The organism is Negativicoccus succinicivorans, assembly GCF_018373335.1.
Lineage (GTDB): Bacteria > Bacillota > Negativicutes > Veillonellales > Negativicoccaceae > Negativicoccus > Negativicoccus succinicivorans_A.
This window is the reverse complement of the sequence record NZ_JAHAHH010000047.1, coordinates 1-10,663: the sequence shown is the minus strand read 5'-3', so window position 1 is coordinate 10,663 and position 10,663 is coordinate 1. Positions and strand designations below refer to the sequence as shown.

Sequence of the window (10,663 nt, the reverse complement as noted above, 5' to 3'; positions counted from 1 at the left end):
CACTAAATCGCTGTGAGGCCGCAACGCTTTGATCACCGGCGGACCAAACGTCAGATTCGGAACAAAATGGCCGTCCATAATATCCAAATGAACAATATCGGCACCGGCTTGTGTTAGCATTTTCAATTCTTCCTGCAAGCGAGAAAAGTCTGCAGAAAGTAAGGATGGTGCAATTTTTATCATCGATATCTGCCTTTCTCTTTTTCCAGCCACTCCTCCGCTAGCGCTTGGTAGGAGTCATACCGACTTTGTAAAATAGCGCCGTCTTCTACCGCCTCTTTGACAGCGCAATGCGGCTCTTTTAAATGGCGGCAATCATCAAAACGGCATTGCCCTAAGTAGGGTGTAAAATCACGAAAACGCGCAGCAATCTCGGTCACTTCACTCGGCAGGTATGAGAGCGATGCGAATCCCGGTGTATCCATAATAAACGTATTCGGTGCGAGTCTCAGTAACTTGGCATGGCGAGTAGTATTTCGTCCACGGCCTATTTTTGAGCTGACACTTTGCGTGCGCAAAGCATCTGTTTGGGCCAAATGATTGATTAAGGCTGATTTTCCCACACCCGACGGACCGCAGCAGACACTGATGTGACCTTGCAGAATCGCCAGCAACGGCTCGCGTACCGGCTGATCATAACCGGATTGTACAGTAATGTAGGGAACATTGGCATAGTCCGCTGCCAGCCGCTTTGCTTTTGCGTGATCCAAATCCACTTTTGTCCAACAAATTAAAGGATCTAAACCTTGCTTTTCCGCCATCATTAAAATGCGGTCAAGTAGAAACAAATTCGGCTCAGGCTGTGTCGCCGCCATCACGGCAATTAAATGTGTAACATTGGCAACGTGCGGACGCTGTAACGTAGTCTTGCGCGGATGTACGGAAACAATCATGCCGGTTGTTTCCGTAAGTACATCGATGTTTACATAGTCACCCACCAAAATGCCGGAAGACTCCAGCTTCAACCGCCCTCGGCTTTTGCAAGTATATTCATGTCCGTGAGAATTAGAAACGGTAAAATAGCCGTTCTGATTGCGTATCACAATTCCTTTTTGTTCCATTAGAGCTCTTGATCTTGCACGATAGCGTTATCTATCAACACTTGAACCCGTACCTGTCCGCTACCTGTAACTCGCTGGTTAATAGTAGTCCCTGCTTTTTCATTAGCGGAAAATACGGTATGTCTACCCGTATCATCGGTGACAATAATTTCAACATGATGAGATTTTCCATCGTTAGGCACCCGAATACCGACATTTGCCTTTTTTTCTTCCGTCTTGTCAAATGTCAAATCTACGCTTGAGCCGCGTACAATAGCTTGTCCTGCAGATGGATTCTGTGCAGTTACCAAATCTTCGTCGGCGGGAGTGACATCTTTGCCGTCACGCGTCAAAGAACCCACGATCAAATCCGCCTGTTTCAAGATTTGTTTTGTCTCCTGCCATGTTTTACCGACAACTCCCGGGGTCGTAACACGGCTAACCATATCTTTTTTGTTGACAACCACATTGACACTAGTGTCCGCTTCCACTTTATTCGGCGCCAGCGGAGACTGTCCGATAATAGTATCTAAGGGGCGACTGCTGTCTTCTCTCTCTTCAATTTTTCCAAGCCTCAAGTGGATGCTGTTCAGTTTGGCAGTTGCCTGTTCAATCGTAAGACCTGTCAAGTCGGGAATCAAAATATTGCTCCCGCCTTTACTGATAGTCAGATGAATAATACGATGTGTTTTTACTTCCATTCCGGCGCTCGGCGTTTGCGAAATAACTTGACCGATGGGCACATCTTCACTCGCAATTTCGCTGATACGAACATTTAAATTTTTGCTTGTCAGTGTTTTTTGTGCTACTTCTACCTGCTGGCCGACCACATTGGGCAATGTCATTGAATCCGGGCTCCAAAAATCGCCAAACATCCAAAAGGCAATACCCGATGCCAATAAGAATAATCCTGCAATGCCCAAGACAATCCATCGTACCGGCCACGATAAAATCGGTGTTAATACACTTTCTTTCGGTTCCAAATCCGTTTTGGGAATCGGACGGGTGCGTGGAAATTGACCTGTGGAAAAATCATGCCGACCGGTTTTTGCATTTTTGGGCGTTACTAAACCTTGTGCTAAACGCAACTCAGCGATCATTTCCGAAATATCGCTGAACCGTTTATGCGGATCTTTTTGTAGCGCTTTCATGACACAATCTTCCAACATTGGTGAAATGGTCGGATTGTATTTTGCCGGTTTAGGGATATCTTCCTGCATATGTTTTAAAGCAATGCTGACCGCCGTTTCTCCCTCAAAAGGAAGATGACCGGTAAGCATCTCATACAGCACGATTCCTAAAGAGTACATATCCGTTTGTGGTGTCAGCGGATCACCGCTGGCCTGTTCCGGCGAAAAATAATGTACAGAACCAAGTACGGATTGCTTATTGGCAATCGTAACTGTATTGATCGCACGTGCAATACCGAAATCAGCCACCTTAATTCGGCCGGTTTTGGTAACCAAAATATTATGCGGTTTGATATCGCAATGAATGAGGCCATTAGCATGTGCATGTTCCAATGCTTCTGCAATTTCGATCGCGATTCGAACGGCCGCTTCATTGGAAAGTCGTCCCTGGCGCGCAATATAGTCTTTTAGCGTTTCACCGCCGACGTATTCCATGACGATATAATACACTTCATTGTCCTTGCCGACATCGTAGATATTAACGATATTGGGGTGAGACAATTTTGCGGCCGCTTGTGCCTCTCTTCGGAATCTTACGACAAAATCGTTGTCAGTCGCAAAATTGCTATGCAATATTTTTACGGCAACGACACGATCCAGTAACACATCTTGGGCACGATAGACATCAGCCATGCCGCCGCTGCCAATTTTTTCGGTCAGCTGGTAACGATTGTCTAAAAGCCGTCCAACCATATAGTTTACACCATCACTTTCTCTTACGTATTACTGATTACGACCACGGTCGCGTTATCTTTGGCCCCGCCTAGATATACTTCGCGCATGATCGAGCGAGCGCACGCTTCCGGCGCATTTTCATTCGTAATTAAAAGATCACGTAATTTTGCGTCCGAAACCATATTATAAACACCGTCGGTACACATCACAATCATCTCTTCCGACTGCAACGTTAATCGCCCGGTATCTACTTTCAGAGTATCCGTTGTACCGACGGAGCGGGTAATTACATTGCGTGACGGATGAATTTTAGCCTGCTCCTCAGTTAAAGTGCCTTTGTGAACCATTTCGGTAACCAAGGAGTGATCCACCGTAATCTGGGTCAATTGACCACGATAGTAACGATAAATTCGACTATCGCCGACATGCGCCCAGAAGAATAGATCTTCTTCAGCGCGAGCAACTAAAAGCGTTGTTCCCATACCATTTAGATTCGGCTCACTGTTAACACGTTCGCGGATAGCTATATTTGCTTGATTGACCGCATCTTTTAGTGTGACTTCGTTCCAAAGCTCCGAACGTTCACTGCGTACATAGTCTGAGACGCGCTCGATGGCTATGTGGCTTGCGATCTCACCGGCAACATGTCCTCCCATTCCGTCCGCCACAATAAAAAGAGATGGCGCAACGATACGGAAAGCATCCTCATTAGTAGGACGCACAAGACCACGCTTGGTGATACCAAAACTTTTCATGAAACCACCTTAATAGTTAAATTTAATCAATATATGGATATCGTATCATCTATCAAATACAGCGTCAAACTAGGCGTTATCTCCAACAAATTTCATTTTGAGCTGACCGCAGGCAGCTTGAATTTCAGTACCCATTTCTTTACGGATGGTAGCTGCTATTCCCTGCCTTTGCAACTGTTCACAAAATTCCTGTGAATGTTTCATTTCCGGTCGTCGGTAAGGAATCCCCGGACTCTCATTTAATGGAATCAAATTTACATGCGCGCGCAACGGACGGATCATTTGCGCCAACTCGGCGGCATGTTCCGGCTGATCATTGACTCCTGCCAAAAGGATATATTCACAAGTTACGCGCCGGCGGGTGGTTTGAGTATAAAATTGTAACGACTCCAATAGTTCCGGCAAGGGATACCATTTACTGATCGGCATGATTTGATTGCGGATGGTATCGTTCGGTGCATGTAACGAAAGCGCTAATGTAATCGGCAATTTTTCTTTAGCCAAATCATAAATTTTAGGTGTAATACCTGAGGTCGATAGCGTCATATTTCGATAACTTATCGTTAATCCTTCAAAATCATGGCACATTTTCATGAAAGAAAGTACATTGTCATAATTTTGCAAAGGTTCTCCGGAGCCCATCAACACGAAAGAGTGAATTTTGATTTCATAAAGAAATTGCCACAAATAAATCTGTGCCAGCATCTCTGCGGCCGTTAAGTTACGTTGCAAGCCGGTTAAACCGGAGGCACAGAATGTACAGCCGACCGCGCACCCCACCTGCGTGGAAATGCATACGGAATAACCGTACGGCTGGTTCATCAGTACTGTTTCAATCAGTGAGTTATCACTATAACGCAGCAACAGTTTGGCCGTTTTCCGGTCGCTGCTTCGCTGTTCACGCACAATGGTCGGAAAATCGATGACGCACGATTCTATCAGTTTGTTGCGCAATGCTTTCGGCAATTGCGCCATTTCGTCAAAATGTAAAATACCACGCTTATACATATAATCGAACAACTGCTGACTGCGATATCCGGGAGCGCCAAGTTCCTTCATTAAAGCCCGTAATTCCGTGAGGTTTTTACCCCAAATATTTTGTTTCATATTTTGTTTTCCCAAGCGCAAATATAAAAACCGTCTGTTTTCGATTCCGGCGGCCAAAATCTATACTCATCTGTATCGATCGTATTCGCAAGCGAAATAGTGCACGGTTGCAATTGGGGATGTGCTTGTGAAATTCTTTCTCTTACGCCTTCGTTCTCTTCCGGATTCAGTGTGCAGGTACTGTACACTAAGCGACCGCCCGGTTTTAAATACGTAACGGCACGTTCTACGATTGCCTGCTGCAAGAGCGGAAAGTCTTTTAATTCCTTTGACGTACGTCGCCATTTAAGATCCGGGCGACGTCCGATAACTCCTAATCCGGAACAAGGGGCATCAACGAGTACTTTATCAAATTTTTTTTGCCAATCCAGATTTTCTTTAGTGGCGTCTTGCAACACTGCAGAAACTATAGTTACGCCCAATCGCTTACAATTATCCCGGATCAGCTGTTGTTTGTGAGGATATAAATCGCCGGCAATGATTTCTCCCTGATTTTCCATGAGTTGTGCTAAGTGAGTGGTTTTACCGCCGGGCGCTGCACATAAATCCAATATGGTTTCACCCGGTTGTGGAGAAACCGCATGTGCCACCCACATAGCCGCTTCATCCTGGACATATAAAATTCCGCTTTGCAGCTCTTCACGAATGGCGGCAATCCCCCCCCTGCTAATGGAAAGTCCTTCAGGAACGGCAAGTTTTACTACGTCAACACCGCGAGATGTTAAATTTCGTATAATCTCATCCCGAGTTTCCAGAAGCGTATTTACACGCACAGTGAGTGGCGCCGGCTGCATAAAATAAGCAAACAGCTCTTCTGTGCGCTCCATGCCCCATGTGCGAACAGCCCATTGAGTGAACCACTTAGGCTGACAATATGTAAGACTTAAATAGGTAATAGGATCATTTGTCCGTTGCGGAATGTTAAACTCTTCCCGTTTGCGCAAATAGCTGCGTAAGCAACCATTTACAAAACCCGCACTGCCGCGATGTGATACTTCTTTCGTCAGCTCGACGGCTTCGTTAATGGCCGCGCGCGCAGGTACACTGTTTAGAAAAATAATTTGATATAATGCGCACAACAAAATGAGCCGTACATCCGCATCCAATTTTGCCAACGGCTGGCGACTTAAACGGCCTAATATCCATTCCAAATAATTTTTCTTACGAATTACACCGTAAATAATTTCGGTGGCAAACCGACGTTCGCGATCTTCAGCAGGCCATGTGGTAAATACTTGTTGCAAGGCAATATTTGCATAAGCCTCTTCCACAAGCACCTTACGCAAGACGACGAGCGCTATTTCTCGAGCAGTTTTCAACAGACTTCTTTTCTCCTAACAAATGAGCTAATACTTTATCTACTTTTTGCAGATCCACTTGGGTATTGAAACAGGGACCATAGGGACGACTATTTAAAACTCCGAACACTAAAATCGGAAAAACATCTCTCATTCCCAAAACCAGATCCCGTTCACAAGCGATCGCAATAATCGCTTTAGGACGATGTTTTTTTACTAAAAGACGCGCAAAGGTTCCTCCGGTGGCGATATATAAGGAAACTCCATATGTTTTGGCAAGATGAACCAGCCCTCCCACCGGACAACGTCCGCATTCACGACAAGCAAACGCATCGCGCGTTACTTTGATCGGACAAGTATCATTTTGCAAGCAATGCGGTGTCAGCAGCATAATATCTTCCGGCTTGAGTTTCGGCAAATAACGCTCTGACAACGTATTAATTAAATCTACCAACGACTGGGCGACATGTTCTTTCGGAATACGGAATACTTTGCCCCACAAAATGCAATACGGTAAAAACATATATACCGTTTTACTGGCGCTACGCAAAATTCCCAAGGGCAATTCGTGATGGGTTTCCAACGCCACGCCGATGCATGCAATCAGGCCGCCGCTGAAGATCACGCCCGCTGCCGTCAAAACGTATGCAAGATTCGGCAAAATAGGATGCAGCAAAGTTAATCCGGGCGCCAATAAATACGCAATCGCAAAAACGATCGCGCCTAATGTTACCCACGTCAACAAGGTCAAGCGCAGGTAGAGATTACGATTTTGTAACGTTTCGTCAATCTGTTTGTTCGCCAAGGACTTCACCTGATTTTATTTGGTAGCCGTTAATAAACTCAGCCGTCTGCATATTCCGTTTGCTTTCCGGCTGCACTTGCAAAAGCTGCAAGCTCCCCTCACCCGTACCGACAAAAATATCCGTACCGTCCACCAATAATTCGCCCGGTAAAAGCGTCGCATGCGCTTTTGTCAGAACGGTCTGATGAATTTTCAAACGTTTTTCGCGGAAAAATGTATAGGTTCCCGGATTCGTATGCAATGCACGCACTAAATTATGAATGGTGTGCGCATTTTTACTCCAGTGGATTCGTCCCCATTCTTTAGCAATTTTCCCGGTATATGTGGCCCGATCGTGTGCTTGCTGTGTAGCATTACCAATCGCTGTAGCCGCGTCAGCTAAGACCTCTTGTAAGGCTTTTGCACCGAGTGTAGATAAGTGCCCAGATAATTGATTGAATTCCCAATCAATAGGAATATCAATTCGACGTTGTAAGATGATATCGCCGGTATCCATGCCTTCATCCAAATGCATAATAGTGACACCGGTCGTCTCATCGCCATTGAGCAGACTGTACTGTATCGGTGCTGCGCCGCGATACTTGGGCAATAATGATGCATGAACATTGATCGCACCAAGACGCGGAATTTCAAGAACTTTCGCCGGGAGAATTTGACCATAAGCCACCACGATCAAAAGTTCCGGTGCAAGCTCCTGTAATTCTTTTTGCGCGGCGGCATCGCGCAGTGTTGCCGGCTGATACAACGGCAAATCATGTGCAAGGGCACACTCTTTCACCGGTGAAAAACTCATTTTTTTACCGCGACGATTGACCCGATCCGGTTGTGTATATACGCCGACAATTTCCGCTTTCGGATGTGTTAGTACCGACTCCAGACAGGGTACAGCAAATTGCGGCGTCCCCATGAAGACAACTCTCATTCGATCGTTCCTTCATTTTCTTTGTATAGATTTTTCGCACGTTCGATGTAAAGAATACCATCAATATGGTCATTTTCATGTTGGATAGCCTGCGCCAACAGCCCCGTTGCTTTTACCTCATGCGTACGCCCATTTCGATCTTCATATCGTACGGTAACGCCGGTAGAGCGCTCGACCACTCCCACAAAACCGGGAACACTTAAGCAACCTTCCGTCATTTCTTCTTTTTCATCAGATAAAGTAATAATTTCCGGATTAATATATTCCACATAACCGTTGCCGTCATCAATGACAAAGATCCGTAAGGATTCACCGACTTGTGGTGCTGCAAGGCCCACGCCGTTGGCATCATATAACGTATCTTTCATATCTTTCAGTAAAGTTTTAATCGATTTTGTCATTTTTGTAACAGGTTGCGCCTTTGTTTTCAGCACGGGCGCGCCCGCCAACACAATTTTACGGACTGCCAATCGTGTCACCTCTTTTGTATGTTAACTCATTTCCATATCTATTATTATACCATTTACTTGCCATAGAGCGTTTTGCTTCATATGCTCTCTAACCACGTCAAGATTTTTGGCTGCTATTTGAAAAGACATATAAAACCGGCCACGTAATTTAGCCTGATAGTCAGGGTAAATATCCGTATATTCCACCTCTATGCCTTTTTCTGCAAGAACGTTTACAAGATCATCAAATAGCACTTGCAAATGACTTTGCGCCTTTTCTTGGCTCTCCGCAAAAGCGCTGATTTTAGCGCGTTCAAAAAATGGCGGGTAATGCAAATACTCGCGCAGTTCAAGTTCTTCGGTATAAAAATTCTGCCATTCATTGGTGCAGGCCGCTTGCAATGCATAATGCCCCGGATGGTATGTCTGCACAATGACGCGCCCATCACCGTCTTTACGTCCTGCGCGTCCGGCTGCTTGCACAACCAATTGAAATACCTGTTCCGCCGCATTATATTGCGGGCGATTTAATAATGCATCAATACTTAAAATTCCGACACAGCCGACATTAGGAATATCATGGCCTTTCGCCACCAGCTGCGTTCCCAACAAGATATCGGCTTTCCCCTGCGCAAAGGCATCTAAAATTTCTGCGCGCCGCCTTGCATTCCCTGCATTATCCGTATCCAAACGCAGGACTTTCGCCCGGGGAAATGCTTCCGCTACCACTTTTTGTGCGCGTTGCGTGCCGAGTCCAAAATATTTAATCGCTTTACTGCCACAATTCGGACAGCTTGTGGGCATCTCCCTTTCACCGCCGCAACGATGGCATTGTAAAGTATGGGTTGGTAAATGGTAAGTATAAGGCAAGTCGCAATGAGGACAGGTTAAAACATAACCGCATGTCCGACAGGAAACATGAGTGGCATAGCCGCGTCGGTTTAAAAGCAAAATAATTTGACGTCCCTGCGAAAGCATCGTCTGCATCGTCTGGTACAATTCCCGTGAAAGAATGGAACGGTTCCCCACCTCCAACTCGCTGCGCATATCGACAATATGCATTTTGGGCAGGGATACACCGCCGATACGTTCCGGGAGCAGTAGTGTAGTGATTTCACCATTTTCAGCGCGATAATAACTTTCCATCGAAGGTGTTGCCGCGCCTAAAACGAGCGGACAATGATGCCAACGTGCACGCCACTCCGCCACACGTCTGGCATGATACCGTGTCTGCTCACTTTGTTTGTAGCTGGCATCGTATTCTTCATCGATAACAATAAGGCCGATTTCTTCTGCCGGCATAAATATGGCGGAACGAGGTCCGATCACAATATTTCCCCGGCCCGCGCGCACACGCCTCCAGTTATCAAAGCGTTCCCGCTCCGTCAGGCCGCTGTGTTGGCAAAATATTTTTTCCGCTCCGAAGCGTGCCGTAAATCGACGAACCAATTGATCTGTTAACGAAATTTCCGGCGTCAAAATCAATACGTTCTTGCCTTTCTCTACGGCGGTAGCGGCAGCGCGCAAGTATACTTCCGTTTTACCGCTGGCAGTGACTCCATGTAGCAAAAATGTTTCGTGCCTTTTTTCGTTTAGCGCTGACGTGACGTTTGCCAACGCTTGCTCTTGTGCCGAGGTAAGTGAGGGTAAATGATCCCGGATAACGGTATGAGCGTTAGACTTTTCGTGAGTACTTATATATCCATTGCTGAGTGCCGATTTGCGTAATGCGGCAGAAAATCCCGCTGCATTTAATTCTGCCGATGTTTGCTCAGGATTCTCTGTTAAAAAGAGAACCAACTCCTGCTGACGCGGGGTACGCATAAGTTGTGATAGTGCGGGGTCAATGACTGCGTCCCAAACGAATTCACCCGAAAATCGTGAAGCACTCAGTTGTTTTAGTTCACCTTTAATCCAGCCATTGGCAAGCGCCTCCAGCATGTTGGGGAAATAGTTCTTCAGAAGTTTTTGATGGTTTGCAGGAATATTCTCAAGTGCTATTTTTTTTTGCCCTGATATCGTCAAAGTATAGTGAGTTTGGCTTTTGACTGCTTTTTTATCCACTAAAAACAAACGCAATGCTTCAATCAACGGACATACATAGTAGTTTGCAATCCATTCTGCAAGTGCCAGCATTTCCGATGTAAACCAGGCAGTATCTCCTATTGTCGCGAAAACACTTTTTAGATCAAGCGCTGCATCCTCAGATATTTCTGGTCGAGTCTTCCAAACGATACCCTCTTCGTGACCGGTTCCCCATGGAACGATCACTCGCCAACCGGGGGTAATGTATTCCATGTGGGTAGGAATACGATATGAAAAGCATTTTTGCAAATGTTTAGTCGGTCGATTAATGATAATTTCCGCTACCGTCATAGCTTCTCCTATGTGAAAAAGAAGACGGCATGTACCGTCTTCTTAT

9 protein-coding genes and 1 pseudogene are annotated in these 10,663 nt (G+C 45.8%); all 10 read right to left on the bottom strand.

Features of this window, described 5'->3' with window-relative positions:
* Window positions 1-183, bottom strand: a pseudogene (locus tag KH813_RS04650) (ribulose-phosphate 3-epimerase); the annotation flags it as partial.
* Entirely contained in the window at window positions 180-1,061 is an 882-nt protein-coding gene (rsgA, locus tag KH813_RS04645) for a ribosome small subunit-dependent GTPase A (protein ID WP_303993839.1), read from the bottom strand. The pseudogene KH813_RS04650 and the gene rsgA, both read right to left, overlap by 4 nt.
* Window positions 1,061-2,923 carry a Stk1 family PASTA domain-containing Ser/Thr kinase gene (gene pknB, locus KH813_RS04640; RefSeq protein ID WP_303993836.1) on the bottom strand — a complete coding sequence of 621 codons (1,863 nt, stop codon included), beginning with the start codon at window positions 2,921-2,923 and terminating at the stop codon, window positions 1,061-1,063. The genes rsgA and pknB overlap by 1 nt, the downstream gene beginning before the upstream one ends.
* Window positions 2,924-2,946: 23 nt before the next feature.
* Window positions 2,947-3,660, bottom strand: a complete 714-nt coding sequence (locus KH813_RS04635; protein WP_303993833.1) for a Stp1/IreP family PP2C-type Ser/Thr phosphatase — start codon at window positions 3,658-3,660, stop codon at window positions 2,947-2,949.
* Between the two features lie 69 nt (window positions 3,661-3,729).
* Window positions 3,730-4,767, bottom strand: coding sequence for a 23S rRNA (adenine(2503)-C(2))-methyltransferase RlmN (gene rlmN / locus KH813_RS04630; protein WP_303993830.1), 1,038 nt, complete (start codon window positions 4,765-4,767; stop codon window positions 3,730-3,732).
* Window positions 4,764-6,086: a 16S rRNA (cytosine(967)-C(5))-methyltransferase RsmB gene (gene rsmB, locus KH813_RS04625; protein WP_303993828.1), complete on the bottom strand. Its 1,323-nt coding sequence runs from the start codon at window positions 6,084-6,086 to the stop codon at window positions 4,764-4,766. The genes rlmN and rsmB overlap by 4 nt, the downstream gene beginning before the upstream one ends.
* Window positions 6,046-6,870, bottom strand: coding sequence for a DUF116 domain-containing protein (locus tag KH813_RS04620; protein WP_303993825.1), 825 nt, complete (start codon window positions 6,868-6,870; stop codon window positions 6,046-6,048). Before KH813_RS04620 ends, rsmB begins: the two co-directional genes overlap by 41 nt.
* A complete protein-coding gene (fmt, locus tag KH813_RS04615; RefSeq protein ID WP_303993822.1) occupies window positions 6,851-7,792 on the bottom strand; it encodes a methionyl-tRNA formyltransferase in 942 nt (313 codons plus the stop codon). Before fmt ends, KH813_RS04620 begins: the two co-directional genes overlap by 20 nt.
* Window positions 7,789-8,262, bottom strand: coding sequence for a peptide deformylase (gene def / locus KH813_RS04610; RefSeq protein WP_303993819.1), 474 nt, complete (start codon window positions 8,260-8,262; stop codon window positions 7,789-7,791). Before def ends, fmt begins: the two co-directional genes overlap by 4 nt.
* A gap of 21 nt (window positions 8,263-8,283) precedes the next feature.
* Window positions 8,284-10,617 carry a primosomal protein N' gene (gene priA / locus KH813_RS04605; protein WP_303993816.1) on the bottom strand — a complete coding sequence of 778 codons (2,334 nt, stop codon included), beginning with the start codon at window positions 10,615-10,617 and terminating at the stop codon, window positions 8,284-8,286.
* Between the last annotated feature and the right edge of the window lie 46 nt (window positions 10,618-10,663).

Bases quoted from the DNA above. Each gene is read 5' to 3' on its own strand.
- rsgA (WP_303993839.1), bottom strand. From the start codon at position 1,061: ATGGAACAAAAAGGAATTGTGATACGCAATCAGAACGGCTATTTTACC.
- pknB (WP_303993836.1), bottom strand. From the start codon at position 2,923: ATGGTTGGACGGCTTTTAGACAATCGTTACCAGCTGACCGAAAAAATT.
- KH813_RS04635 (WP_303993833.1), bottom strand. From the start codon at position 3,660: ATGAAAAGTTTTGGTATCACCAAGCGTGGTCTTGTGCGTCCTACTAAT.
- rlmN (WP_303993830.1), bottom strand. From the start codon at position 4,767: ATGAAACAAAATATTTGGGGTAAAAACCTCACGGAATTACGGGCTTTA.
- fmt (WP_303993822.1), bottom strand. From the start codon at position 7,792: ATGAGAGTTGTCTTCATGGGGACGCCGCAATTTGCTGTACCCTGTCTG.
- priA (WP_303993816.1), bottom strand. From the start codon at position 10,617: ATGACGGTAGCGGAAATTATCATTAATCGACCGACTAAACATTTGCAA.